This is a genomic window from Kitasatospora sp. NPDC001119 (assembly GCF_053598475.1).
The window spans coordinates 1-25,593 of sequence record NZ_JBSFKI010000056.1 but is presented as its reverse complement, the minus strand read 5'-3'; the positions used below and the strand labels follow the sequence as shown (position 1 = coordinate 25,593).

Genomic DNA, 25,593 nt, shown 5'->3' with positions numbered 1-25,593 from the left:
CCGATGAGACCGTTCACGAATGGCTGACCCCAGCGGGCGTGTCCGTCGGGGTCAGCGTGGGACGCCTCGCCTGTGGATAGAGTTCTCGGCTCTCAGGAACGCTTGATCCAGGCGTGAAGGGCCTCGGCGCGTTCCCGCATCACGTTCATCCGGGCTTCCCACTCCTCGCCGGTCGAGTGGTGAGGGTGGCGGGTGATCTGGTGCTCGTGAAGGCGGTACATCATGCCGACCTCCGGGATGAACCAGCCGCTGCTTAGAGCGTCGAGCCCGAGCAACAAGCCGGTGTCGCCGGAGGCCGGCAGGGCAAGCCAGCCCCCGAGCAGCGCGACCAGCTCGCGGCGGGCGCAGAGGGTAGCGGGGTGGACCTGGGCGCGGCGGTGCTGCTTCCAATGCTCCAGGACGGTGCCGCTGCTGAGGATTCCCTCCGGCGGGTCCATGTCGAAGCCGCGGGTGCTGCCGTCCTCCAAGAGGTCGAGCACCCGGGAGGTGGTCCAGCCGACCTCCGGGTGGTCCGTCAGGACCGTGATGTCTCGGTGCAGAGTACCGGCCGGGAGCAGGTCGTCGGCGTCGACCACTTTGATCAGAGAGCCGCATGACCGGCCGAACGCCACGGTCCTGGCCACCTGCGGGCCGCCTCGCCGGGAGGCGGAGATCCGGATGCGCGAGTCGTCGGTCGGCAGGTGGCCAGCCGCGCCGACGTCGTCGCCGTCTTCCTGGACGAGCCACTCCCAGGTCCAGCCATCGGGCAGTTCCTGGTCGAGCAGCGACTTGTACGCCTCCGGCAGGAACTGGACGCCGGGTCCGTAGACCGGGGTGACGATGGAGATCAGGTTGGTCACGAGGTTGCCTTCGCAGTGAGGTCGGTGGTGGGGGTCCAGTGCCAGCCGAGCTGGCGCAGCGCGTCGAGTCGGGTGAGCAGCACGGACGCGAGTGCGTCGCGCTCGGCCTGATCCCAGTGCGCCGCCTGGGCGGTCACCTGGGCCGGGTGCTTGCGGTAGATCTCGCCCGGCTCGGCCAGCATCCATCCAGGGGAGACCGCCTCCAGCAGGACGAGCAACGCCACGTCCTCGGAGGCCGGGACGGCCGGCCAGCCGCCGACCGCGTGCAGCAGATCGGTGTAGACCGTCACGGTCGTGCCCATCACGGCGAATGCCTCGGCGCGGTAACTGTCGGCGATCAGCCCTGGGGCCAAGAGTCCAGGCGGCGGGTCGATCGGCGATCCATGCAGCGTGCCGTCGGGCAGCAAGTCGAGTGCCGGCGAAACCACCCAACCCACCCCGGGGTGCTCGATCAGGGCCTCGATCCCCCGATGCAAGGCACCAGGGGGCAGGAGGTCGTCTGCATCGAGCGGTCGGACCACCGGGCCCTTGACTCGGGCCAGCGCCATCGTTCGTGCCATCGCCGCGCCGCCGCGGCGGCCCGTGCCGTACGAGATTCGCGGATCGTCGGGAAGCGCCCCCCTCGGAACTCCGGTTTCGCCGTCCTCCTGAACCACCCACTGCCAGCCCCAGCCGTCGGGCAGTTCCTGGGCCAGCAGCGACTCGTATGCCTTCCCGAGGAAGTGGTGTCCGCCGTCGTAGACGGGGGTGATCACGCTGATGATGTTCACTGTGACCACCTCGGGAGGGGGGTACGGAAGACCATCTCGACGCGGTCGCCGGGCAGGGGGATGAACGCCACCTCCACCGGCCGCCCGGTCGTGTCGTAGGTGACCTTTTGGATGTGGATCAGGGGCACGCCCGGCGGAATGTCGTAGTCGTGACTCTCCTCGGCCGTCGGCATTGCGACCGTGACGTGATCCACGATTTCCCCGGCTTCGATCCTGACGGTCCAGAGCTCGTTCATCAGTCCACCAGGCCAGCGAGCGAGCTTCTCCGCGTTGAGGAGGTCCGGGTTGTCCTTGATCAGTTCGTAGGGAACATACGCGGTGGACCGGCTCAGGCCGGCCTTCTCCTGGTGTCGACGTTCGTAGATGACCTGTCGGACCCTCTCGCCGGGGGCGAGGCGCAGGATGGCGGCGACGTCTTCGGGTGCCGGGATCACATCGACCTTGACGCCGTTGTGGTGTAGTGCGTCGACCTTGACACCGGTGTCGTACTCGCTGACGCCGAATGCACCGCGCTCGTTCAGATCCGTCAGTTGCGCGCGGCCCTTCTCGTCCAGGTATCGCTTCGTGTCGCGCACCGCCATGACGGGCGGCACGCGAACCCACGTCTTGCCCCCGGCCGCTCCGGAGAGGAGGCCGGCGCCCTTCAGCGCTTGGATCACCTTGCTGGCGGTCTGGGGGCTGACCCCGTGCTGGGTGGCGAAGGCGCTGGTTGTGGGGAACTGGTCGCCCGGCTGCAGCCCGGGTTGGTCACCGCGGGAGATGGCCTCCGTCAGCTCGGTGATCAGCCTCTGCGTAGGCCGAGGGTCTCGTGTGCTCATGGCTGAACCTTTTCACCCTGGAGACACGAAGGCAAGACCTTTCATGAAAGGTCCTTGCGTGTCGGCTGACGGTGTGCCAGTCTTCTTCTCGCAGCAACCTTTCGGGAAAGGTCGGATGTAGCGCCGACTCTTCATGAAAGGAAGCAGCCCTGACGATGCTTGCCGGCGGTCAGGGCTGCTCCACGGACCAACTCGTCAAGGGAGTGATCCGCATGACCAGCATCGCCTACAAGCACACGATCAGGAGCACCGGGGCCACCCTGACGCTCCACCCCCAGCAGCTCAGCGCTCACGGCATCGTCGACGCCCTCGCCACTCACCGCAGCGCCCCGTTGCAGATCCAGTACGAGGACCGGGTCCGGTCCCTCATCGCCCGAGACCTCGCGGCCATCGCCCCGACGGCCGACGAGACCACGGTGTCGGCGCTCGTCGCCGACGTCTGGCGGCAGGCCGAGGAACACCTCGCCAGGGCCGGCCATACCGGCTGGGCCCACCTGTCGTGGTTCGTCCAGAACGCCATTGCCCGGCTTCTCGGCGGCGCGCGGCCGCAGATGGCGGGGTGCTGACGATGTCGCAGCAGCCCGATGCGGTGCAGGCCGCGGCCCTGGACGCGGTGATCGCGGAGCGCCTGCGCTCCGCCCAGGAGGCCGCCGCGGCCGCGGAGCGGGCCCGCCAGGAGGCGGACCGGCTGCGCGAGCAGATGGCGCAGCAGGCGGGGGGTCGGTGATGGCTCTGTTCTCCCGCCGCTCCTCCGAGTCCCGGCCCGCCACCCGTACGGACACGCCCGACCACGTCGCCGCCGACGGCCGTGTGTGGACGGGGTCGGACTACGACGAGGCCCGCGCCAACGGCCGCCGGCTCGTCGCCCCCCGGACCACGGGCAGCGCGGACGGGTTCGGCCGGTCCTGCGACCTGCACGACGGTGGGGGTGCGCGGTGACGATCGGCCCCCTCTGCCGCAGCTACGCCGGCGGCGGTACCCCCACCCCGCCGAAGACCCCGCCCGCCGCCCCGAAGGGAGGCAGCCGGTGATCCTCTCCAACCAGGCCGACGAGGCGCTGCGCCGGATGCGCGAGGACCAGGCCCGCCGGGACGCCGCGAAGGCCGGCTCCGGCTCCGGCGAGTAGCTCCTTCTCCTCTTCTCTGCAGTTCGGTTTCCCGCCGCCTGCCACCGGAACCGCTCTGGCATGCACATGTCTGAGCGGGGCCGGGAGTGGTGCGGCGGGCCCGCCAGGGCCCCGCCACTAACCCCGCCCCACCCGATCCAGGAGGTACCGCCATGTCCCGCACGCTCACCGGCCGCCGCCAGGCCGCCACCGTCGCCCAGATCACCGCGACGACGTCGACCTGGGCCTGGGTCGCCGAAGCCGACGGCCAGGAGCGCACCCGCCGCGCCACCGCCCGCCGCATCGCCCGCCTGACCGACACCGAGCCCATCCGCTGGGACGGCGAGATCAGCGACGAGGACTGGCAGACCGTCCTGGCCGCCGGCGCCGACGCGCTGCTCGCCCACGCCGCCGCCGAGGAGGACGCCTTCGCGCTCGACCTGGTCGCCGCCGCCGAGGAGATCACCGCCGAGGCCGCCGCCGCGACCGACGCCGTGCTGGAGCGCACCACCGTCCTGACCGGCAGCCAGGTCCCCGTGCCCGGCAGGGCCGTCGCCGCGGCCGCCGCCTTCCCGGACCGCAGCACCTGGGAAGAGCAGCAGGTCAAGCGGTGGTCGCCCTGGCAGGACGGTCCGCGCTGGAGCGAGACCGCGCGGGCCCTGTCCGGCCCGCGCCGCCCCGCCGCCGACGACTAGCCACCCGACGCACAGCCAGCACCACCCCGTCGCCCGCACCGGCCCCGTTCCACCGGCTCCGTCCGGAGCCACCCGCCAAGACCCGTTCACCACCGCACAGACGAGGAGGCCTCGATGGCCGACCCGAAGTTCCCGATGACGCCCGCCGAGTACGACGCCTGGCAGGCCGACCTCGACCGCATGCACGCCGCGTACGAGGAGGCCGACCAGGCCGAGTACGAGGCCTACCTCGACGGGCTCGACGCCCGGGACGCGCAGAACGGCTGACGCCACCCGTCCGGGAGCCGCCCGCCACGGCGGCGCGGCTCCCGGACAGGCCACCACCCCTCGCACCACCACCCAGTCCCGCATGGAGCCGGAGGCCCACGATGAAGCACCGCGCCCGCACCTCCTCCCCCGCCCGCCGCGCGTACTACGAGGCGGACAGCACCCGCCGCTGGATCGCCCGCGCGATCGGCCCGCGCCGCGTCGGCGGCACCTACCGCGGCGCCTACCGCGGCGACACCCCCTACGAGGTCCTGGCGATCGACCCGGGCCCGCGCGAGGGCTGGCCGGTCTGGCAGATCACCGTGCGCACCGTCGGCGAGGACCAGGTCCGCCCGCACTGCACCGCGTGGGACCACGAGCGCGACGTCGTCGTCGCGCAGCCCGAGGACGAGGACTTCGCCCAGGCCTGGGCGGCCTGGCAGCTGACCCACTCCCCGGCCCCGTGGGCGCGGCGCGAGTCGGACAGCCCGGCCTGGCAGCACGTCCTGGACGAGATCGCCCACCCGGTGAGCACCAACGCGTTCCAGCACCTCGCCGCCCGGATCAGCTGACCGTTCGACCGGAGGTCGTCCATGGACCAGTTCTTCTTCACCTTCTTCGCCGGCAGCGCCGCCACCGCCTTCCTGGTGCTGGTCGCCGAGGCCGCCACCGCCTTCCTGAACCCGACAACAGAGGAGGAGGACTCCGATGGCTGACCAGCCGATCGAGCCGACCCGCGTCGTCCTGGCCGGCGAGCGCGACGGCGCCACCCCGCCGCCGCCCCCCGAGCCGCCGACCGTCGGCATGCCGGACGCGTTCCTGCCGCCGCCCAGGCGCGGCGGCGCCCCTCCGCCCCCGCCGTCGTCGGGCCCGCCGCCGGGCTTCGGTGGGCCGGCCGGGGGAGCACCGGAGCCGTGGGAGCCCTGGCGCAAGCCCGGCGGCGGGCGCGGTGGCGGGGTGGCGACGGCCCCGGCCCCGGTGTACGCGCCGCCGGTCGAGGTCCACCACCACTACTACCCGGCCGCCCCCGCGCCGGCCGCCCCCGCCGCGCCGCGGTTCGACGTCCGGCGGATCCACCCGGTCGCCAACGGCCTCGCGGCCGCGACCGGAGTGGTCCTCGCCCGCGGGCCGGTGAACGAGGCCTTCCACTGGGTCTCCGACCCGATCGGCCTGCCCGTGTGCGGCCTGGTCGTCGCCGGTGTCCTGGAGTGGTGCTGGCACCGCTACCGGGGCCTGTGCTGGCTGGCGCGGGTCTTCACCTTCTCGATGGTCGCCTCGACGGTCATCACCCCGGCCGGGCAGCAGCTGATCGGCTACCTCATGACGCGGGCCGCCTGGTGAGCCCGGCCCAGCTCTCCCTCGGCGGCCTGGCCCTGGCCGTCGCCGTCCTGGTCTTCACCGTCGCCCGCTGGTGGCGCCGCGGCTGCGAGATGCCCGGCGCCGCCGCCCTGGCCGCCGGACTGCTGACCGGCCTCCTCGCCGCCCTGTGCTCCGGAGGCCTGCTCGGCTGGGCCGCGCACCGCCTGGTCACCGAGGCCACCAACCCGCTCGGCAACCGCCTCGCGGGCACCGGCTCCGCCCAGCTCCTCCCCCAGGCCGCCCCGGCCGGACTGAGCATCGGCGGCGGCGTCGCCACCACTGTGCTCCTGGCCGTCGCCGCGCTGGCCTGGCGCTGCTGCGACTACCAGCTGCGCCGCCAGCTCACCGCCGGGATCGTCTCCGGCTCCGCGCTCGGCCTCGCCGGCGGCATCTCCGGCCTGGCCGCCATCACCCTCGTCCCCGCCGTCAACGCCCTGGGCGGCCAGATCCTCGCCGCCTTCCACTGACCGTCAGGAGACCACAGTGGACCTGCACCTGCTGTCCCCCGTCCCCGTACCGGCCGGCCTGCTCCTCGCGGGCCTCGCCGCCCCCTACCTGACCAACACGGTCCGGATCCTCACCCGGCGCCCGCGCCCCGCCGACCGCGGCGCCCGCCTGCTGAGCACCGCCCCCGGGCTCGGCATGGTCGCCGGCGTCGCCACCATCTGGTCCCCGTACCTGGCCGACGACGTGCCCCTGCCGTCCGGGCCCGCCGCCGTCGCCGCCGTCTACCTGCTGGGCGCCTGCGTCAGCTCCTGGCGGATGCCGGCGCAGCCCAGCCCGGCCCGCCGGGCCGTGTACCACCGGCTCGCCACCCCGCACGCCTGGATGGTCGCCGGCACCGGCCTGCTCACCGCCTCCTACCTGGCCACCAGCCTGATCACGGCCCTGAGCGGGATGTGAGCGGCATGGACCACCTCGACCGCCTGCCCCTGGCCGTCGCCCTCGGCGCCGCGTACGGCGCCCTCCTGCACCACTTCGCCCCGCGCCCCGCCTGGAAGACCACCCGCCTCGGCCGGCTGCGCCCGGTCCTGTGGGGCGCGGGCCTGGGCGCGGCGCTCGGCGTCGTGCGGTGCACACCGCTCCTGCGGCACGCCGCCTGGGTCGTCCTGATCGACCACCCCTGGTGGATCGACCCCGCCGTCTGTGGCGCCGCCGCGGCGGCCGTCGCCGCCCTGGCCGTCCGGATCCGGCGCCGGGAGCGCGACAACCCCGAGCAGACCGACCAGACCTGACCCTCTCGGCCCGCAGCGGCCGTCCTTCTCCTCGTCTCTCTTCTCCGGAGGTCACCACCGTGTTCGTCCCCGCCACCACGCTCACCATCGGCGGCCTGTTCGTCGGCATGGCACTGCCGCTGTGGCACATCAGCAGGTTCGCCGTCGGCAGCATCAAGGGCAGCGCCGGCGCGACCAAGGGCGCCCTGGACCTGCTGCCGCTCGGCGTCGGCATGCTCTACGGCGGCATCGCCACCGCCACCACCTCGGGTTTGATCGGATTCTCGACCGGCGCGATCACCTGGTTCGGCAACGCCGCCGGGAGTCTGACGATGTGGGGCGGCACCGGCGGCCACACCACCCTCAACGCCCGCTCCAGCCACCTGGAGCTCACGGGCATGGGCAACCTCGTCCTGCTGCTGCTCACCGTCGCGGTCCTGGGCGCCTGGAAGGCCGTCCCGAAGAAGGCCAAGCCGAAGATGCGCCTCGGCATCATCAGCGGGATCCTCCTCGGCTTGTCCGCCACCCTCGGCGGCCTGGTCATGGCCACCGTCATCCCGCTGGTCAACTCGGCCGGCGCCGCCCTCGTCGGCACCATCGCCTGACCCGGCCCGGACGCCACCGGTCGCCCACGCCCCGCACCGCGCCCCCAAGCGCGGCCGCGGCGCGCGGGCGGCCGCAACCGCCCGGACCGAACCCGCCCAGCAGAGCGCCCTGGAGACGCACCATGACGACCTATCCGCCCGAACGCGTCATCATCGACCTCGCCGACGAGGGCGAGTTCCTCGGCCCCGACGACCCGGGCCCGGACACCCGCACCGGCGCGGGCACCGACAGCCCGACCGCCGAGAAGGCCGGCTCCGGCTGGGCCGCCCGCCTCACCAAGACCATCGGCGCGGCCGTCACCGCGCAGGCCCGGCGCGAGTACGCCGCGTTCCGTGAGGGCTTGACCGTCCTCAAGGACGAGACCGGCGCTTGGGCGGCCGCCTCCCAGGAGACGCCCGCCCACCTGCGCGCCGCCCTGCTCAACCGCCGCTACTCCACCTGGCAGGTCAAGCGCAGCTCCGAGATCGAGGCCTTGGAGGAGAAGGCCGCCGAGTTGGAGAAGCAGGCCCGCCGCGCCGCGGCCGCCGGCCAGGTCGACGACGCCACCGCCGCCGACCACAAGCAGGCCGCCACCGCCGCCGCCGTGCTGCGGGAGGAGGCCGCGGCCTGGCGCCAGCGGGTCCGCGAGATCCACCAGCAGCCCTACACCGGCCACATCGACCCCAGCGACGACGAACTCGAAGGGCAACGCCGCCGCACCGCCAACCGCCGCTGGGCCGCGCTCGCCACCCTCGGCCTCGCCATCGGCGGATTCGAACTGGCCGTCGGCAGCCTGCTCCTCCCGGCGCTCACCACCACCGGCATCCTCCTCACCGGCTGGGCGAAGGGCCGCATCCCCGGCTGGCGCTGGGCCCTCCCCGACGTCCCCGCGCTCGCGTACGAGACCGAGAATGGCAAGCCCACCAAGGACAAGAAGGACAAGGACAAGGCGCGGGAGGAGAAGAAGGAGCAGGCGCGGGCGGCGGCCGGCCCGGCCGACGAGGACACCCTTCTGTTCCCCGGGGACACCGGCGCCCCGTTCCCGATCCACGACGTCACCGACCCGGCCATCGCCGCCGAGTGCGTGCGCCGGGCGATCCTCGCCCAGAACATCGACCTAGCCGAGATCACCGACACGGTGCGCACCCCGGTCGGCTGGTCGATGACGGTCACCGTCGCCTCGGGAGACCCGGCCGACATCGACACCGACCGCAACGCGGCCGCGATCCGAACCCTGCTCAAGCTGCCCCGCGGCGGCCTGGCCGTCGAGTGCTGGCCGGACGCCAGCGACACCGCCACCGTCCGCGCGCAGACCCGGCCCGGCTTCACCGACATGGGACCGATCCCCGAAAACCCGGCCCTCGCCAACTCGATCATGGACGCCGGAACCTTCGGACAGGGCCTGGACGGCACCGAGCTCGCCTTCCCGCTCGCCGGGGTGATGGGCTTCCTGGTCGCCGACTCCGGCGGAGGCAAGAGCAGCATCATGCTGGCCCTCGCCGACTGGGCCACCTCCTGCCGCGACGCCGTCGTGATCTCCGTCGACCCCCGCGGCGAGGGCGTCGAAGCCCTCGGCGACGCCGTCCAGCTCGCCGTCAGCGACGACAAGCACGTCCTCAAGACCCTCGACTGGCTCGACAAGCTGTGCGAGGGCCGCACCCGGCTGCGCAAGACCCTCGGCTACGGCAAGGTCTGGCGGCCCAGCCCCGAACACCCCGCCGTCATAGTGTTCGTCGACGAGTGGCACGACCTGCCCACCAAGGCCAAGGCGAAGCTCCTGCGGCTGCTGCGCATCGGCCGCAAGGAAGCCGTGTGGATCATCGGAGCCTCCCAGTTCGGCACCGTGCAGGACCTCGGCTCCGCCATCGCGCCGAAGATGTCGCTCAAGATGGCCGGCTGCTGCCGGGGCGCCGACGTCACCGGCCTGTTCGGCCAGGGCGCGCTGCGCGAGGGCTACCGGGCCGACCGGCTCCAGCCCGGCACCCACACCGACCCGGCCGACGCCGGCACCGTCTACATCCAGGGCCTGCCCGGCCAGCGCAACCGCCCGATGCGGTGGAAGTTCCGGCACCTCACTGACAGTGACGCCACCCGCCGGGGCAACCAGCGGGCGCGGGCGGGCCTGCCGGACCTGACCGCCAGCGCGGCGGCGGTCGGCCTGGACTGGCCCGCGCTCCTGGTCTCGCTCGGTGCGAGCAGGCCCACCCCGGCCTTCACCCCCGGCACCGGCCCCACCGTCGCCGCCGCGCCGTCGATCCTGGACGTCCTCGACGCGATGGGCGGGGAGCGCACCATCCACACCGGCCCGCTCCTGGAGCGCCTCGCCCAGGCCCGCCCCGACGTCTACGGCGGCTTCACCGCGGAGGACCTGGAGGACCTGCTCGCCCCGTACGGCGTCGAGTCCCGCCAGGCCCGGGCCGTGACGGAAAGTGAGGGCGTCAAGAACCGCATGGGCTACTACCTCGACGACCTCCAGAACGCCCTCGACGCCGACGACGAGGACGACGAAGACGACCCGGACGAGGACGACGAGGCGTAGCCGGACGCTCTACACCCCCTCTACGGGCCCGCTACACACAAGATCACGTAGCGGGCCCGTAGAGCACCAGTAGAGGCCCTACAAGCCATCTGACCTGCCATGTAGAGCTGTAGAGCCCGTAGAGCCGCCCCACCCTTCCGGGCCCGAAACCGGCTCCCGGGGCCGCGGAGACCCCCGGCCCTGCGCCGCTCTACAACCCCACCACCGTCCCGCCCGCGCCCCGGCCACGAGCCGCGCCGCCGCCCCGCACCAGGGTCGCCGCGCTGCCGCTCCGGGCCACCCGGAACCGCCACGCAAAGTCACCGCTCAGGACAGGAGTCCCCGGCCATGACCCCGGCCCGCACCACCACCCGCCGCACCCGCGGCACCACCCCGAAGCCCCCCACCAAGCCCCGCGCGCAGAAGCCCGCGGACCGCCCCGGTATCCCCGCCGAGGCCTCCGTAGGGGTGCCCGCGGCCATCACGGCGCGCCCGGCCGCCGACCCGGTCTTGGCCGACGCCGCCGACCGTGCGGCTGACGTTCTGGCCCTCGCCGAGGACCAGGCCCTCGCCGTCCTGGCCCGCGCCGCCAACGCCGCCGGCCGCGACACGGCCACCGCCCAGCAGTGGGCCGAGGAGGCCCAGCAGCTGCGTGCGGACGCCGTCGCCGAGGCCGAGACGGTCACGCAGCGTGCCGAACTGGCGGTCCGGCGGATCCTGGACCTGGCCACCGACCAGGCCGACCTGATCCGCCAGGCCGCCGCCGAGGACGCCCAGGCGCGGCGCGAGGAGGCCGACACCGACGCCCACACGGCGGCCGACCGGCTGCTGGAGGACGCCACCGAACGGGCCGGCCGGCTGCTGGCCGACGCCGAGCGGCGCGCCACCGCCGTCCGTACCCAGGCGCAGCAGGACGCCGTGCGGATCGTCGCCGACGCCGAGGAGCGCGCCCAGGCCGTGGCGGCCGGCATCACCGCCACCGCTGAGGAACAGGCCGCCAAGGTGCTCGGCGAGGCCGGCCGTGAGGCCGAGCGGACCCGCCGTCAGGCCGCCACCGACCTCACCGACGCCCAGGACCAGGTCGCCGACGCCCGCCACCAGCTGGCGCGCACCCGGGAACTCGCCGCCACCGACCGCGCCCGGGCCGAGCACGAGCTGACCGGCGCCCGGGAACTCGCCGCCACCGTCCAGCGCGACGCCACCTCGGCCGCCGACCGGACCCTGACCGAGGCCGCCACCGAGGCCGAGGCGATCCGCACCCGCGCCGCCGCCACCGCCCGACAGATCCTCAAGACGGCCGAGGACCGGGCCGAGGAGACCCGCGAGGACGCCGAGGCGACGGCCGGGCGCGTCACCGAGGCCGCCCGAGCCGAGGCCGACACCGCCCGGGAGGAGGCCGCCGCGGCCGCCGACCGGATCCGCGAGGACGCCGAGGCCGAGGCCGCGGAGCTGCGCGAGGAGGCCGGACGACAGGCCGCCGAGCTGCGCCGGCGCGGCCTGGCCGAGGCCCAGGAGCTCCAGGACGACGCCCAGGAGCAGATCGAGCAGGCCCGCCAGCGGGCCGGGGAGCAGCTGCGGCAGGCCGGCTCCGTCCGCGGCAAGGCCGAGGCGGACGCCCAGCGCCTGCTGGTGGCCGCGCGCCGGGACGCCGAGCAGGTCACCGCCACCGCGCTGGCCGAACTCGCCGAGACGCAGGAGCAGGTCGCCGCCCAGCGCGCCGAGCAGGAGCAGCTGGATCAGCGCCGGGCCCAACGGCAGCAGCGCTGGTGGCGCCGGACGCTGCGCCGGGCGGCGGCGAACCGGGCCGGCCTGGTGCCGTTCCTGCTGACGCGGGCCGTGCTCGGGTCCGGCCTGGCGTACACCTCGTACAAGGAGCACCAGCTGGCGGTCACGGCCGGCATGCACTCCGCGCTGGCCTGGCTGCTCGCGGTCTGCCTGGACGGGTGGGTGGTCGCCGCGACCCGCAGCAAGCTTCAGCGGGAGATGCGGATCGCGCTCGCCGTGATGGTGCTGTGCCAGATCGCCGCGATCCTGACCGACCTGCACGTCGTCGGGGTCGAGCTGGACGCTGACGGACAGTGGCGACTGCAGGGGTGGATGGCGATCCCGCTCGCCACGGTCGTCCCGATCGCCATCTGGCGCGTGCACGAGATCATCGACCACGCCAAGGGCGCTCGCGCCGGGCACCCGGTGAGCGCTCCGCCCGCCGGACCGCTCACCGGCCCCGACAGCGGCGCTCACGACGACCAGGGCCAGCGCCCGCCGCACGACGGCCAGCCCCTGCCCACCGCCCACGGCGAACTGATCCCCGCGCAGAGCGTCTACGTCCCACGCTCACCTGAGCGCGAGATCACCGCAGGTGGCGGGACCAGCAGCGCTCACCGCACACTCACCGGCACTCACCCGCAGGACACCGACGCGCACCCGACGGAGACCCTGTCCGGACCCGCGCTCACCTACGCCCGCCGCGCAACCGTCCGCCAGCTCTACACCACTCTCGACCGCCGCCCGCTCGTCTCCGAGATCCACGCCGCGCTCACCGCCAAGCGTCTGATCACCGGCGACGAGAAGACCACGCGCTCAACCTGCCAGCGGCTGCGCGCAGACGTCGAGAAGGCGGAGCCCGCGCTCGCCCCGGCCGTTCGCTCTGCGTAACCGAGCGCTCAAGCACGACGGCCTCCGGGATGAAGAAGACACCCCGGAGGCCAGCCGCACCCGAGGGTGCCGGCAGGCCGGTCTCGCCACCGGCCCGCCCCCATCCTCCCGCACCCGAACCGCACACCACCCCCGTCCCCGGAAAGGACCGCCGCACTCTTGATCACCATCGAGCGTGACACCCGGATCGCCGCCCAACGCCAGCTGCTCCATGAGCGCAGCCAGACCCTCGCCAACCTCCCCAAGGGCTCCCGCCCCCACGCCCGGACCCTCGCCGAGTGCGAGGACATCAGCGACGAGATCGACCGCCTCCAGCGGTGCATCGACATCCCGCGCCCCGTCGCCATGGCCGTGCCCACGCTGCTCGCCGTCCTGCTGCTCGCCCTCATCAGCCGCTGACCGGAAGGGAATTCCGTGCGCTTCGTCTACCTGCTCGGCATGTTCGCACCCCTCGTCCTCCTGGTCGTGCTGCTCGCACGCTGACCGGACGACCGGCCTCGCCCCCGGACCGCACCGCCTGCCCGTCGTACCGGCCGGTGGGCGGCACTGCGTCCGGTGGCAGGGGCCGGCCGCCCGGCCGACACCACCCGCAGAAGGGATCCGCGATGCAGCCCACCGTCCAGCCCCACACCACCCAGACCCCGCCCCGACCCGCCGTCGGCGCGTTCGTGCTCTACCGCGACGCCAACCGGTTCCTCACCGGCCGACCGGACCACACCCGGGTCTGCCAGGTCCTGCGCCACAGCTCCCGTCGCCTTCACGCGCCCGCTCGACCCGGCCGAGCTGATGCACGACATCGACACCGCCCCGCTCGACGCCCTCGGCGACGGCCGACTGATGACCGCGGCCGGCGCCTGGCTCGCCCTCCAGCACCGCCAGGCCACCACCGAGCCGACCACCAAGGCGCTCCCGCCCGGCCGCAGCTGACACCCCACCCGGCCCAGCCGCAGCCGACACCCGACCGGGTGCCGCGCCGAGCCGCTCGGCGCAGCACCCGGCCCCGATTCGCCCACCCCGGACCACCGCAGTGCGCACCGACCCGCCCCCGGCCGACCGACGGCGAGCGGTTCGGCGCGCGCCGCGGCCGCCCGGCCGACACCACGACCCGCTGAACAGAAAGAAGACCACCGTGCAGATCGACGTCCGTGCCCATGCCGTCGGCGAGGCCCTGACGATGTTGCTCGCCGGCCGCCCGGCCGACCCGTTCGACGGCCTGCTGGGCCGGGACGACGCCTACACCGTCGTGCTCGGACTCCTCGACCACCTGGACACCTCCGGCCGCCGCCGCACCACCGTCGGCGAGCTGCACACCTGGGCCCACGGCACCCCCGGCGGCCAGGCCCTGGGCGGACACGACCGCCTCCTGGCCCTGCTCCGGCAGGCCGCCGACCACGGCCGCATCCGCCTGGACCACGGCCAGGTCCGCATCGGCGACGCCCCCCAGGGCCCCGGCCTCGGCGCCGGGAGCGGGCACCTGTGGGCCCGCTACGCCGGCCGGTGCGGCGCGGTGGTCGAGATCACCGGCGCCACCCCGTGGCCCAGCGGCCAGGACCGGCCCACCGACACCCCGACCGGCGACCCGCTGGCCTGGTGGTGGTGCACCGGCTGCCACGACGGGCACCGCTGGGACGGGCAGCCGCTCGCCACCGCCCGCGAGCGGGCCACCGGCCACGCCGCGACCTGCACCGCCCTGCCCGCGCTGCCCGACAGCCGCTGACCCCAACCGTGCCCCGGCCCCCACGCCGGGGCACGGCACCCCCGACACCACACACCCACCCAGAAGGAAGGCAACGAGATGACCTCCGAGTCCATCCGCTACACCGCCGACGTCGTCGCCACCACGCCGGACGGCCGCGTCCTGCTGATCGAGCGCGGCTGGCCCCCGTACGAGGGCGCCTGGGCGCTGCCCGGCGGCCACGTCGACCCCGGCGAGACCAGCCGCGAAGCCGCCGCCCGGGAACTCGCCGAGGAGACCGGCGTGCGGGTGGACGCCGCGGACCTGGTCCAGCTCGGCGTTTGGGACGCCCCCGGCCGCGACCCGCGCGGCCGGTACGTCACCGCCGCCTACCGCGCCGTCGTCCCGGACGACACCCCGACCACCGCCGGGGACGACGCCCACGCCGCCCGCTGGTGGCCGCTCGACGGCCTCCCGCAGCAGTTGGCGTTCGACCACGCCGAGATCCTCACCGCGGCCGTGAGCGCCGAGGTGACCACCATCAGCCCCTCCGGCACCACGGCCTGACAACGCCTCGGCGCCGCTCCACACCAGCCAGGCCGGGACGGCAGCGCGCGGCGGTGAGCTGCGCGCCCACCCCGGCCCACCCGTCCCCGATCCGAAAGGCACCACCCGTGAACACCACCTTCGTCCCCGTCCCCGGTTCGCTGATCGTCCTGGTCGGCGGCAGCGGCGCCGGGAAGACCACGTTCGCCAGCCGCTGGCCGGCCACCTGGCGCCTGAGCCTGGACGACTACCGGGCCATGGCCACCGACTCCGCCGCCGACCAGTCCGCGACCCCGGTCGCCGACCAGGTCCAGACCCTGCTGCTCGACGCCCGGCTCTCCCGCAACCTCACGACCGTGGCCGACTCGACGGCTCTGCTCACCCACGTGCGCGCCGGTCTGCTCGCCCGCGCCCGCTACTGGCAGCGGCCGTGCGCGGCGGTGCTCTTCGACGTCTCCCTCGACCGCCGCCGCGTCCAGAACGCCGACAGGGAGCGCGTCGTCCCGGACCACGTCCTGGTCGACCAGGAACGCCTGCTGCCCACTGCCGAGCAGCTGCACAGCGAGGGCTTCGCCCGCGTGGAGACCGTCACCGCCACCGACCCGGCCTACCTCGAACCGGCCCGCTGAGCGGACCGCAGCCGCTCCTGGGCCTGACCGCATCGGGCCGTTCCGGGGAACCCGAAGACACGCCGCACCCGGTCCGGCCCCAGCCGATGGCCCAGGCCCGCCCGCGACCGCCCCACCCGCTCTTCAACCCCAGCTTGGAGGAACCCGCTGTGCACGATCCCTGGCCCGACGACAAACCCGTCAACTTGATGTGGCTCGACCTCGCCGACCGCGGCCTGCTCGACTACGACCGCGACCGCTACCGCGTCCACGGCGTCCCCAACAACGTCGTTGCCATGATCTGGGGCGGACTGCTCGCCGACCACCCCGATGGCCCCCGCCTCACCGACGCCGGCCGCGCCCGCCTCGCCGCCGAGCGCGCCCGCGACAACCCGGACACCGGCGCCCGCGAACCCGACGCCATGCCCCCGCAGGCCGCCGCGTGGGTGCGGGAGAACGTCTGGCCCGCGAGCTGGCTGCGCTCCTTCGAACACATCCCCGGCCCGTTCGCCGACTGCGCCTGCCACAGGCCGCCGTCCGTCGAGTGCCAGGCCGACCGCCACGGCGAGTGCCGCCACGACGGCCGCCCGACTCGCGAGACCGTCATCCAGGCCGGCCCGAACCGCCACGCCCACCACCCCGAGCCCCACCAGCACGCGTCCCCGGACCTGCGCTCCGGCGTCAACGACCTCGCGTGGGTGTGGATCGCCGGACCGCCCTGCCGCCAGATCTGCCGCTGCGCCTGCCACCACCAGAAGCCGCTGATCCAACAGGCCCGCGGTGAGACCCGGCCCGGCTGGTGGTGGGTCAACTGCTGCGGGCGGATCATCACCCGTCGAGCGCTGAGCGACGACGCCTGGTGCCGCACCGCCGCCGACGCCCAGGCCCTCGCCGACTGGCACATCGCCGGCGAGAAAGGCCCCGCGCCCGCCGACTCCCCCGGCCTGCCCGACCTCGCCCCCGCCCCGGGCGGTGCGCAGCGCGAGCAGCTCGCCTTCTTCTGACCGAGCCCACCGCCCCAGGAGCAGCCGAGCGTCAGCGTCCGCGAGTCGGTCCGGCGCCGGGCCCGCGCCCTGACCGCCCCCGGCGGCTGGCTCGACCGGCGCCGTCGACGCCATCACGAAGGCCAGCGGGCACCCGGCCCGGCGGGCGGCGCGCGTCCGGGGACAGAGGCCGGCCGTCCGGCCGACGTCACCGCGCCCGCTGTCCCCGCCACCCATGGCGGGGCGGCCGTGCCGCCACCCGGCGCGGCCCGGACCGCAACCCCACCGCGACCCGACCGAGAAGGAGACACACCCCTGATGATCAAGAGCAACGAGACGGCCGTCGCCGACCTGCTCGCCTCGGGCCGGGTCTCGGGTGAGATCCGGCTGACCGGCACCGTCACGCGAATCCAGCGGCACACCACCCGCGCCGGCCACGAGTGGGCGATCCTGACGGTCGCCGACGGCGCCGGGTGGATCGAGGCCCGGGCCCTTCCGCGGGCCTGGGCGTCGTCGGACCGGGAGGCCGTGGCGGTCGGGCGGGCGGTGACGGTCACCGGCCTGATCAACGCCGCCGGCGGCGACGGCCCGGTGGAGATCTACTGCACCGGCCTCGCCCCGGCCCCCGTCACGCTCGCCGTCCCGGCGGCCACACCGTGCGGACCCGTGGCCGTGGACCCGCCCGTCGCCTGGTACACCAACGTTGACCTCGACGGCGCCGTCTACCCGACCCGTACCCGGGTGGACGGGCCCGAGTGGGCCGTACCCGACAGCGCCCACTTGCTGCACGGCCTGACCCGGCGGGAGACGGTCCTGCTGGACGCGGTGCACGAGGCTGGCCACGCGGTGGCCGCGCTCGGGGTGGGCGCCCACCTGCACCACGTCCTGGTCGGCGCCGTCGCGCACAACGCCAGCGCCCGCGGGTACACCGAGGCCTGCGGCCTGGCCCGGGGCCGGGCGCTCGCGGCGTACTGCGGCGCCGGGGAGCGCGCCGCCGACCGCTGGCTGCGCGAGAACGGCCTGTGGACGCCCGTCCGCGGCGTCGCGGTCGAGCTGGAGGCCGCGGGCGACCGGCGGACGTACCGCGAGCACCACCCCGACGTGTCCTTCGGCGGCACCGGTCCGGACTACCGCGGGGTCCACGACGCGGCGGACGCCGTGTTCGACCGGCACTGGCCGGCGGTCCGCGCCGTGGCCGCCGCGCTGGTGGACCACCGCCGCCTGGACGGCGACGCCGTCGCCGCCATCACGGGCCTGCCCAACGGCCCGCGCACCCACCCCGACCCGCACGACCGACGCATCCCGATCACGATCCGCCCCTACACCCAGGAGAGCCCTTGACCGTCGTCCCGCTCAACCCCGACTCCCCCGCCAGCCACGCCGTCGGCGTCGACTTCGACCTCACGCTGATCCGCCACGACAAGGGCTGGCAGGACGGCCAAATCTACGGCGATCCGATCCCCGGCGCCCTCGAAGCCCTGCGCGCCCTCCAGGCCCACCGGTCCGTTTTCGTCTACACGGCGCGCGGCCGAGAGCACCACCCGGCCATCGCGGCCTGGCTGATCGCGCACGGCTTCGACGCCATCGTCAATGACGACCCCGACCGCGCCTACTGGCAGGGTAGCGAGATCATCGTCACCAACCTGAAGCTCGGCGCGGCGTTGTACATCTGCGACCGCGCGCTCTTCTTCGCCGGTGACTGGGACGCCGCCCTGGCCGAAGCGCTGTACCGCATCGGCGAGGGCGGCGCCCCGGCAGCGCGGCCCGTCGCCGACCTCCCCGCCCTGACGATCCGCCAGCCCTGGCTCGCGGCGATCCTCGCCGGCGACAAGCGCACCGAGAACCGCAGCTGGCCGACCAAGCACCGCGGCGCGGTCGTCCTCCACGCCGCCCGCGCGCTCGCGCGCGACGGCCAGGCCGACCCGCTCGTCCAGGCCGCCCTCGCCCGCCCCAACACCCCCGCCCTCACCACCGGCGCCCTCGTCGCCACCGCCTCCATCACCTCCTGCCACCGCGACACCGGCTGCTGCCGCCCCTGGGGCCTGCCCGGCCTGTGGCACTGGACCATCGCCGACGTCCAGGCCCTCGCCGACCCCATCCCCGCCGCCGGCCGCCTCGGCCTCTGGCGCCTCGACCCCGGCCAGCACGCGCTGCTCCACCGCCACCAGGCCGCCAGCCGGCCCGTCCTCGCCCACCACTGATCTGCCCCGCCCCGGCCGCGCGCCCAGCCGGCCGGGGCCGCCACGAGAGGAGAGCCCGTTGACTACCACCCAACCCGCCCCGGCCACCGAGGGCGTCGACCGCACCGAGCAGAACACCAACGAAGCGCTCACCCACGTCATCGGGGAGGTCGCCCGGACCGACAGCAAGGCCGGCTTACTCCTCGGCCTGGACGGCGTCCTCGCGGCGGCCGTCGCCATCCTCGCCCAGGCGCAAGGTGCCAGCCTCCCCGTCATCACCCCGGCCGCCAGCATCCTGCTGATCGCCACCCTGCTCGCGGTGCTCGTCGTCCGCCCCCGTATCACCGCACGCGACCGCAGCTCCTACGCCCACTGGGCCGCCTGCTCCCCCACCGAGCTGCGCGCCGAGCTCGTCCCCGACCGCCGCCTGGACCGACTGCGCGTCCTGTCCGCCCTGTGTCACCGCAAGATGCTCCTGCTCCGCTGGGCGGCGGACCTCACGATCGCTGCCTTGGCGGCCCTCGCCGCGGCCGCCCTCCTCACCGCCGCCTGACCCTCCAACAGAACGACGAATGCCCGCACCCCGGCAGTGGGTGCGGGCATTTGCGGTTCGGGAGCAGTCGGATCGGCGGCGGTTTTACGGCCGTAAAACCGCCGCGCCGCAGCAAGCCTCATCGGTGCTCCATTGCTCATCTGAGATGATGCTCTTCGTCCATCCGAAGTACCGGGTTCCCGGGAAGTAGTCGGAGAGCAGTACATGCCTTACGTCACCGTGCTCTTGAACCGTAAGGGCGGGGTCGGCAAGTCTCTCTTGTCGGTCAACCTCGCCGCGGTCTACGCCGAAATCCTCGGCTGCGACCCCGAGGCCACAGGCGACGGCCCGTCCGTCGCGGTCGTCTCAATAGACCCTCAGGGCACCAGCATCGAGCACGCCGAAAAGGTCAGGAAGAGCGGCAGGCCCGTCCCCTTCCGCGTGGTCGATGCGAGCCAGAACATCGACAGGCTGCGCCGTCTGCGTAACGCCAAGGCCGACATCATCATCGTCGACACCCCAGGTTTCATGCCGCTGAAGGCCGACGACGACGAAGACGAGTCCATCGACCCCCTCGGCGACGGAACCACCGGAGATGCGCTGCGAGCCGTCCTCGACGTTGCCGACGACGTCATCGTCCCTCTTGAAGCAGAGGGCTCGGCCTTCACCCCGACCAGGGTTACCGTGGAAAGGGTCCTCATCCCCCGCCAGATCCCCTACGGGGTCGTCGTCAACAACTGGGACCCCCGGGACGGCACCGCAGACCGGGACCGCACCATCAGCCTCGTCCAGCGCCGAGGCTGGGAGCTCTACAACGCCACCGTCCGTCACTACAAGCCGCACACCCGCGGCATTACCAACGGGCGGTTCTGCACCCAGTACGAGTCCAACCACATCGCCACCAAGGCCAAGCAGGACTTCGTGTCCCTGGCCCTGGAGCACCAGCTCCGCCGCCAGAAGTACGCAGGAGTCCGATAGATGGCCACACACGATGAGTTCGACGACTTCTTCGGCGATGACGATGACGCTCCAGTCGTCGACACCCGAGCCGACGGCCGCCTGCTCCGGATTCCTCTCGGCCGGCTTGCTCCCAACGGCGTCAATCCGCGTATCGACTTCGGAACCGAAGCCGAGCTGATCGACCTCGGTAGGAGCCTGCGACGCCGCCAGATCCAGGCCTGCCCGGCCGTCAGCCGCGGCGCCTACCTGAAACTGTGGCCCGACCACGCCGAGAAGATCGGCGATGTCGACTACGTACTCGTGACCGGTGAGCGCCGATACCGTGGCGCCACCGCCGCCAGCAACCCCACCCTGAACTGCGTCGTCGATGACGGTCTGGCCATGGACCGCAAGGTGTTCATGGAGGCCGTGGTCTCCGAGAACGTCGACCGGCAGAACTTCAACCCCATCGAAGAGGCGTACGCCGTCCGAGCTCTCGTTGCCGAGTTCGGCTCCAACCGCGCCGTAGCCCAGCACTTCGAGCGGGTCGACGGATGGGTCACCCAGCGCGTTCTCCTCACCCACCTGGCCCCGGGAGCACAGGACCTGGTGCGGAAGAAGATCATGCCGCTCGAAGCTGCCCGGTCGCTGGGCAAGCTGGCCCGGGACAACGAGTGGGGTCCCTCGGCCCAACTGGCATGGTGGCAGGAAGAGCAGAAGCAGAGGGCGACGGCGTCCGCTGAGCGGTCGGCCGCGAAGAAGGCCGTCAAGAAGGCCGCCGTCCGCACGCCTCCGGCAAGTGAGCCGGCCGCCCCTGACCAGCCGGGGGCCGACCCGTTTTACGGCCGTAAAGCGGACCAGGCCGACCCCGTGCTGGCGGAACCGGCTCCCCGGGAACAAGAAGCCCCTGTCGGCGCAGGGCAAGAGCACGTGCCAGCCGTTCCTGCACAGGCCAGCCCGGCCGAGACGGCGGGGGAACGGCGACCCGACGTCTTCCCCTACGCGGACGGCGTCGCGGCGGCGCGGTGCCTGATCCACGAGATGTCGGCCGACGAGTTCGGCAAGATGCTGGACCTGCTCAACAAGCACAGCGAACATCCGGCCGTACCTGCCAGTTGACTGGCCTGGCCTGAGCAACTTCACGGAATCGGCGGCGGCCCCACCAGTAGAGGTGGGGCCGCCGCCGTGCTTCCACGCGAAGCGCGAAGACCACCGCGACGCGTCCAGAGCTCGATCCGCCCCCGGGCTGCCGATGGCGAGGCCGCCTCGATCGTCTTCCGAAGACGACCCCCGGCCGGCACCCCACAGGCAATACTTGATCCCACCGAACGAGCGAGCCGGGGAGCAACGCGGTGTCGTGGAGAGACGCGGTTCAGCCAGCGCTGCGGGTGATGCTGCAGGGGGAGGCCTACCCGGACCCCTATCTGGAGCTGCTGCGCGTCGGTGTGGAGCACCAGGACGTCGCCGAGGGCGTCGTCGTGACGCTGGTGGTGGACGGGGTGCTCGTCACGGGGACCCTGATCCCGACCGTGGTGTGGGAGGACCTGTACTTCCGTCAGGTCGCGGAGGCCGACTACTACGGGATGCGCAAGGTCGTGCGGGAGGTGCTCGGGCACCTGGACCAGGCCGTCGAGGACGGGCGTCGCCGTCGGGTGTCCGACCCGCGGTTCCTGCACCTGAAGGATGTCACCGTCCGCTCGGGCCGGACCGCCCGGAGGCTGCCGGTCTGGCGCGGGCCGGTCGCGGCGGTCAGCGGCTGGAGCCTGGGCGAGCCGGACGAGCGCTGAGAGCACGGCTGGCCCGCACACCCGGCGGGGACTGGCGTCGTGCGGGCGGCCGTCGGCGCCGGGCTGTCAGCTGCGACCGCCGTGGCCCGGCGGCACCTCGGGAGCCCGGTGACTGGGCAGGTGGACGGTGGGCGGATACGCCGGTCGGGGAGGAATCAGCGCGGGTCGGACCGGAGAGTCGGTGGGCGCGGGCGGGGCGAGGGCGTAGTCGTCCTCGGGGCCGGTGCGGTCGGCCGCCGACGCTTCGGCCAGGCCGGGCTGCGCCGTTGTGGTCGTCGGTACGGCGCGGGGCGGTGGTGGAACCGCGCTGATGGTGGGAGTCGGCGTCCGCGGAATGGCGTGGTGCTCGGCCCAGGTCGGGGCCGGCGCCGGTTCGGTCTGTCCGACGCCCTGCGACGGCGCAGGTGGTTCCGGAAGAGGGATGCTGGCGGGGGCGAGTTGCGCGGGCAGGGGCGGCTGGTGGCGGTTCTGGTAGAGCGCGGCGGCTGCCCGCTGCCGGGCGTTCCACCGCCCGGTCTGGACTCGTTCCAGGGTGCGCATCAGGTCCCGGGCGGCGGTGAGGGTGAACACGCCGCGGGTGCGGGTGAGCTCGTCGAACGTGGTCGGGGCGAGGCCCCAGCGGGTCGCGTCCGGCGCCGGGACCGGGTGGCTGATCCACCAGTCGTGGCGCCAGTTGCGGCGGCCGCCGGTGAAGTTCCAGTCCTCGCCGGGCTTGGGCTCATGGGTGAAGTCGTGCACGCCGTAGGGGATGAGGACCTTGGCGCCGTCGAGGAAGTACACGCCGCCGCCTGCGGCGACGACGGCGAGCTGCTGCTCGGTCGGTGCGATCGTCATGTGGTCGACCAGCGGGCCGCCTCGGCCCTGCGGGGCGACCTGCAGATCGGCGAGCCGGCCTGCGGACGCCGCGTCGGCCGCCCAGAACCACACGTGCCGGGCGCCGGCGCCGTAGCGGGCCTGCACCGTGCGGATCCGCTCCTGGACCTCGCCGATGTCGACCGGACGGCGGGGCCGCTCCACCACCGACACGTCCCGGCCGTCCGGGCCGCTGCGGACCACGACCGCCGGTGGCAGCACCCCCAGGGGCCCCTCGGCGCCGCCCTCGTCCAGGCCGCCGGGGAACTCCAGCACGCAGTGCGCGCCGGGCCACGCCCGGGTGATCCGCTGCTGGAACTCGATGACGATCCGGTCGTCCAGCTCCAGCTGCTTGCGCACCGCCGGCGCGGCGGAGCAGTCCGTGCCGCGCCGGTGGGAGAAGTGCGGCCTGTTCACAGCGCCGGGCCTGACGCTGCGCAGCATCAGGTTCTCCTGGCAGGCCCGGCACACGTACCGGCCCCCGGCCTCGCCGGGTTCCAGGCCAGTGGTGCCCCGGGAGAGGTCGACCCACCACTTCGTCACCCGGTCGTACACCCACGGGGCCGTCGTCTTGTCACCCATGAGGGGATCATGCCCGCTGCGCGCCATGGCGTCCGCCGGTTCACGCACTCCGCCCCCATCGAGGAACCGTGCTGGCGCTCCGGAGAGATGCCGGTGCTGCTGCGACTTGGGGAATTCCCCGGCAGCGCCCCGCGGTCCGATGCTTGACTACAGCAGAGCGCAATGTCGAGAACACAGGGAGTAGCTGTATGGGAGTCGGCACCACGTACCTCAGCAAGACGGAAGTCCAGGAGCTGCTCAAGGTCAGCTCGTTCGGGCTGAGGCGGCTGCCCCGCCAGCACAAGGACTTCCCCGCCTCCGAGGAGAACCCGCACCACCGCTCCTACGACCCGGAGCCGGCCGGACAGGTGTGGGACGGTACCGCCCTCTACCTGTGGGCCGCCGGTACCCCGGAGTTCCGCCACCGCGGTGCCCTCCTGGCCCGCCCCCTGCCCGGCCAGCGCCAGGCCGGCCGACACCTCGGCTACCGCGACACCCCGCACGGTCCCGCCACCGACTGGCACACCGGCATCGGCGTCATCCGCATGCTCCACACCACCGACAGCGGCGCGGCGTCGTCGGCCGCCATCGACCTGGCCGCCGAGTTCAACCGGGAGATCGTCACCGTGTGCGCCCTGTACGGCGACATCGGCTTCACAGGGCCCGCCCTGGTCGCCGCCGACACCGCCCAGCCGCGCATCGAGTACGAGGCCCGGTGGGGACACGTCGCCGACCTCGTCGGACAGCCACTCCCGTGGTGGCCCGGCCTGCTGCGCCGCCCGGAGGTCGTCCGGCAGTGGCAGCCCGGCGCCGCCGCGGTGGTCGCCGGCGTTCCGGCCGAACAGCGCGAGACGGCCCTGCGCAAGGCCGCCCGCAACCCCGCCTTCAGCGCGGCCGCGCGCACCGCGCTCACCAACATGGCCGACCAGATCCGCAACCAGCGCGTCGAGGACGTCGCCTCGGACATCCAGATCTTCGGCGACCACGCCGCCCGGCACCAGACCCGGATGGTCATCGCCGCCCGGCACGACGAGACCGCTCACCCCATCGACGTCCTGGAGGAGGACGACGACGTCGACGACGTCCTCGCCAGGGGCTGGCGGGAGATCGTCACCAGTACCCAGCCCGACGCGGTCGCCGCCACCGACGTCGCCCTCGGCTACCACCCCGGCCTGCTGCCCTACGGGCGGTTCACCGACGTCCGGGACAAGGAGGGGACCATCGCCGCGCGCTGGTCCCGCAGGCTCACCGTGTGCGACCCGACCGCCGCCCACGCCACGCTGGCCGAGGGCAAGCAGGTGGAGGCGTTCTTCGTCGACCCCCTCACCGACATGCCCGTCGTCCGCACCAGGAACGACGGCGACAAAGGGCCCAAGTGGCTCTTCTACGCCCCGCTCGCCCTGCCCGCCGGCTGCGGCGAACTGGCGTCCGCCGTCCTGTACGGCACGGTATGGATCACCACCACCGACGGGCAGGTCCACCCCGCCCCCTGCAGCCCGGGCGACCACCTGTGGTGGGGCGACGGCTGGGGCGACCGGCCCACCGAGGCCGCCCACGTCGTCAACCAGCTCCTGGACGACCCGGCCCGCCCGGTCAGCCTCCGCGACCACTGGTCGAAGGCCCCGGCCGGACTCACCGCCCTGTTCAACGAGGAACACAAGCAGGGCACCGAACTCACCCGCGCCACGCTGCTGCACGCGCGCATGACCCCGCCGGCCCCGCGACGCTGACCAATCACACCGCGAACGCAGCGGGCCCGAGGAAGCGCGCGACGCGGTAGAAGCCGGGGGCCGCCACCCGTAGGTGACGGCCCTCCAGCGTTCCCCCGGCCCCCCGGCAGCCTGCCGCCGGGCAACGACAGTGCTCTGGCCGGGACGGCCCGCCAAGCCCACTCGGCGCCGTGCTCGGCGAACTGCGCAAGGCACCCGCAGTCCACGCGGCGGCCAGCTCCTGGCCCTCCTCGATGACGACCGCCGCGAGCAGGTCCTGCTGCTCCTGGTCGCGCTCGGCCCCACACCTGGCCGCCCGGGTCCCTAGATGAATGAGTCCGATGTCCTCAGTGGTCATAGGCGATGAGTGAGCGCTTGATCGCGGCGCCGGTGTTCCAGTTGTGCCAGATCGCGGCG

General features: G+C 73.7%; 31 protein-coding genes. 27 read left to right on the top strand and 4 right to left on the bottom strand.

The features are described from left to right. Positions 1-92: 92 nt before the first annotated feature. From ACWDD9_RS39995 to ACWDD9_RS39985, 3 genes are read right to left on the bottom strand one after another with little or no spacing between them, the layout of a single operon-like run. The gene (locus tag ACWDD9_RS39995; protein WP_449814322.1) at positions 93-839 is read right to left on the bottom strand and encodes a glycosyltransferase family 2 protein; all 747 of its coding nucleotides are present in this window, start codon (positions 837-839) and stop codon (positions 93-95) included. Further along, positions 836-1,609, bottom strand: a complete 774-nt coding sequence (locus ACWDD9_RS39990; RefSeq protein ID WP_449814321.1) for a glycosyltransferase family 2 protein — start codon at positions 1,607-1,609, stop codon at positions 836-838. The genes ACWDD9_RS39995 and ACWDD9_RS39990 overlap by 4 nt, the downstream gene beginning before the upstream one ends. Further along, a complete protein-coding gene (locus ACWDD9_RS39985; RefSeq protein WP_449814320.1) occupies positions 1,606-2,427 on the bottom strand; it encodes a GntR family transcriptional regulator in 822 nt (273 codons plus the stop codon). The genes ACWDD9_RS39990 and ACWDD9_RS39985 overlap by 4 nt, the downstream gene beginning before the upstream one ends. Positions 2,428-2,639: 212 nt before the next feature. On the opposite strand from ACWDD9_RS39985, the gene ACWDD9_RS39980 reads away from it, so the two are divergent. The 26 genes from ACWDD9_RS39980 to ACWDD9_RS39855 all read left to right on the top strand — a co-directional run bounded on the left by ACWDD9_RS39980 (position 2,640) and on the right by ACWDD9_RS39855 (position 22,054). Then, the gene (locus ACWDD9_RS39980; protein ID WP_449814319.1) at positions 2,640-2,993 is read left to right on the top strand and encodes a hypothetical protein; all 354 of its coding nucleotides are present in this window, start codon (positions 2,640-2,642) and stop codon (positions 2,991-2,993) included. Positions 2,994-2,995: 2 nt separating this feature from the next. Beyond that, positions 2,996-3,154, top strand: coding sequence for a hypothetical protein (locus ACWDD9_RS39975; protein WP_449814318.1), 159 nt, complete (start codon positions 2,996-2,998; stop codon positions 3,152-3,154). Then, positions 3,154-3,366 (top strand): hypothetical protein, encoded by a 213-nt coding sequence (locus tag ACWDD9_RS39970; protein ID WP_449814317.1) that lies wholly within the window; start codon positions 3,154-3,156, stop codon positions 3,364-3,366. The genes ACWDD9_RS39975 and ACWDD9_RS39970 overlap by 1 nt, the downstream gene beginning before the upstream one ends. 339 nt (positions 3,367-3,705) lie before the next feature. Then, positions 3,706-4,227, top strand: a complete 522-nt coding sequence (locus ACWDD9_RS39965) for a hypothetical protein (RefSeq protein WP_449814316.1) — start codon at positions 3,706-3,708, stop codon at positions 4,225-4,227. A 114-nt stretch (positions 4,228-4,341) separates the two neighbouring features. Continuing rightward, positions 4,342-4,494 (top strand): hypothetical protein, encoded by a 153-nt coding sequence (locus ACWDD9_RS39960; protein ID WP_449814315.1) that lies wholly within the window; start codon positions 4,342-4,344, stop codon positions 4,492-4,494. 101 nt (positions 4,495-4,595) lie between these two features. Continuing rightward, positions 4,596-5,045, top strand: coding sequence for a hypothetical protein (locus ACWDD9_RS39955; protein WP_449814314.1), 450 nt, complete (start codon positions 4,596-4,598; stop codon positions 5,043-5,045). Between the two features lie 21 nt (positions 5,046-5,066). Then, the gene (locus tag ACWDD9_RS39950) at positions 5,067-5,189 is read left to right on the top strand and encodes a hypothetical protein (RefSeq protein ID WP_255357488.1); all 123 of its coding nucleotides are present in this window, start codon (positions 5,067-5,069) and stop codon (positions 5,187-5,189) included. After that, positions 5,182-5,814 carry a hypothetical protein gene (locus ACWDD9_RS39945; RefSeq protein ID WP_449814313.1) on the top strand — a complete coding sequence of 211 codons (633 nt, stop codon included), beginning with the start codon at positions 5,182-5,184 and terminating at the stop codon, positions 5,812-5,814. Before ACWDD9_RS39950 ends, ACWDD9_RS39945 begins: the two co-directional genes overlap by 8 nt. Further along, positions 5,811-6,299, top strand: a complete 489-nt coding sequence (locus ACWDD9_RS39940; protein ID WP_449814312.1) for a hypothetical protein — start codon at positions 5,811-5,813, stop codon at positions 6,297-6,299. The genes ACWDD9_RS39945 and ACWDD9_RS39940 overlap by 4 nt, the downstream gene beginning before the upstream one ends. A gap of 16 nt (positions 6,300-6,315) precedes the next feature. After that, the gene (locus ACWDD9_RS39935) at positions 6,316-6,735 is read left to right on the top strand and encodes a hypothetical protein (RefSeq protein ID WP_449814311.1); all 420 of its coding nucleotides are present in this window, start codon (positions 6,316-6,318) and stop codon (positions 6,733-6,735) included. Positions 6,736-6,740: 5 nt separating this feature from the next. Beyond that, complete coding sequence (locus ACWDD9_RS39930) at positions 6,741-7,067, top strand: hypothetical protein (protein ID WP_449814310.1); 327 nt, start codon at positions 6,741-6,743, stop codon at positions 7,065-7,067. Positions 7,068-7,126: 59 nt separating this feature from the next. After that, positions 7,127-7,651 carry a hypothetical protein gene (locus ACWDD9_RS39925; RefSeq protein WP_049650116.1) on the top strand — a complete coding sequence of 175 codons (525 nt, stop codon included), beginning with the start codon at positions 7,127-7,129 and terminating at the stop codon, positions 7,649-7,651. A 122-nt stretch (positions 7,652-7,773) separates the two neighbouring features. Next, positions 7,774-10,170, top strand: a complete 2,397-nt coding sequence (locus ACWDD9_RS39920) for a hypothetical protein (RefSeq protein WP_449814309.1) — start codon at positions 7,774-7,776, stop codon at positions 10,168-10,170. Positions 10,171-10,497: 327 nt separating this feature from the next. Beyond that, positions 10,498-12,804 carry a hypothetical protein gene (locus tag ACWDD9_RS39915; protein ID WP_449814308.1) on the top strand — a complete coding sequence of 769 codons (2,307 nt, stop codon included), beginning with the start codon at positions 10,498-10,500 and terminating at the stop codon, positions 12,802-12,804. Between the two features lie 159 nt (positions 12,805-12,963). Further along, on the top strand, positions 12,964-13,203 hold the full coding sequence (locus ACWDD9_RS39910) for a hypothetical protein (RefSeq protein WP_449814307.1): 240 nt from the start codon (positions 12,964-12,966) through the stop codon (positions 13,201-13,203). 387 nt (positions 13,204-13,590) lie between these two features. After that, on the top strand, positions 13,591-13,731 hold the full coding sequence (locus ACWDD9_RS39905; RefSeq protein WP_449814306.1) for a hypothetical protein: 141 nt from the start codon (positions 13,591-13,593) through the stop codon (positions 13,729-13,731). Positions 13,732-13,933: 202 nt separating this feature from the next. After that, positions 13,934-14,521, top strand: coding sequence for a hypothetical protein (locus ACWDD9_RS39900; RefSeq protein WP_449814305.1), 588 nt, complete (start codon positions 13,934-13,936; stop codon positions 14,519-14,521). 78 nt (positions 14,522-14,599) lie between these two features. Further along, positions 14,600-15,046 carry an NUDIX domain-containing protein gene (locus ACWDD9_RS39895; RefSeq protein ID WP_449814304.1) on the top strand — a complete coding sequence of 149 codons (447 nt, stop codon included), beginning with the start codon at positions 14,600-14,602 and terminating at the stop codon, positions 15,044-15,046. 107 nt (positions 15,047-15,153) lie between these two features. After that, positions 15,154-15,654 carry an AAA family ATPase gene (locus tag ACWDD9_RS39890; RefSeq protein ID WP_449814303.1) on the top strand — a complete coding sequence of 167 codons (501 nt, stop codon included), beginning with the start codon at positions 15,154-15,156 and terminating at the stop codon, positions 15,652-15,654. A gap of 149 nt (positions 15,655-15,803) precedes the next feature. Next, complete coding sequence (locus ACWDD9_RS39885; protein ID WP_449814302.1) at positions 15,804-16,637, top strand: hypothetical protein; 834 nt, start codon at positions 15,804-15,806, stop codon at positions 16,635-16,637. Positions 16,638-16,934: 297 nt separating this feature from the next. Further along, a complete protein-coding gene (locus ACWDD9_RS39880; protein WP_449814301.1) occupies positions 16,935-17,957 on the top strand; it encodes a hypothetical protein in 1,023 nt (340 codons plus the stop codon). Continuing rightward, the gene (locus tag ACWDD9_RS39875; protein ID WP_449814300.1) at positions 17,954-18,817 is read left to right on the top strand and encodes a hypothetical protein; all 864 of its coding nucleotides are present in this window, start codon (positions 17,954-17,956) and stop codon (positions 18,815-18,817) included. Before ACWDD9_RS39880 ends, ACWDD9_RS39875 begins: the two co-directional genes overlap by 4 nt. A 58-nt stretch (positions 18,818-18,875) precedes the next feature. Then, a complete protein-coding gene (locus ACWDD9_RS39870) occupies positions 18,876-19,349 on the top strand; it encodes a Pycsar system effector family protein (RefSeq protein WP_449814299.1) in 474 nt (157 codons plus the stop codon). A 204-nt stretch (positions 19,350-19,553) separates the two neighbouring features. After that, entirely contained in the window at positions 19,554-20,306 is a 753-nt protein-coding gene (locus ACWDD9_RS39865) for a ParA family protein (protein WP_449814298.1), read from the top strand. Continuing rightward, the gene (locus ACWDD9_RS39860; RefSeq protein WP_449814297.1) at positions 20,307-21,386 is read left to right on the top strand and encodes a hypothetical protein; all 1,080 of its coding nucleotides are present in this window, start codon (positions 20,307-20,309) and stop codon (positions 21,384-21,386) included. 272 nt (positions 21,387-21,658) lie between these two features. Next, positions 21,659-22,054 (top strand): hypothetical protein, encoded by a 396-nt coding sequence (locus ACWDD9_RS39855; protein ID WP_449814296.1) that lies wholly within the window; start codon positions 21,659-21,661, stop codon positions 22,052-22,054. A gap of 66 nt (positions 22,055-22,120) precedes the next feature. On the opposite strand, the gene ACWDD9_RS39850 is transcribed toward ACWDD9_RS39855, so the two are convergent. Next, positions 22,121-23,488, bottom strand: coding sequence for a competence protein CoiA family protein (locus ACWDD9_RS39850; protein WP_449814295.1), 1,368 nt, complete (start codon positions 23,486-23,488; stop codon positions 22,121-22,123). Between the two features lie 188 nt (positions 23,489-23,676). Here ACWDD9_RS39850 and ACWDD9_RS39845 point away from each other — a divergent pair, with 188 nt between their 5' ends. Then, positions 23,677-25,197 carry a hypothetical protein gene (locus ACWDD9_RS39845; RefSeq protein ID WP_449814294.1) on the top strand — a complete coding sequence of 507 codons (1,521 nt, stop codon included), beginning with the start codon at positions 23,677-23,679 and terminating at the stop codon, positions 25,195-25,197. Positions 25,198-25,593 lie beyond the last annotated feature (396 nt).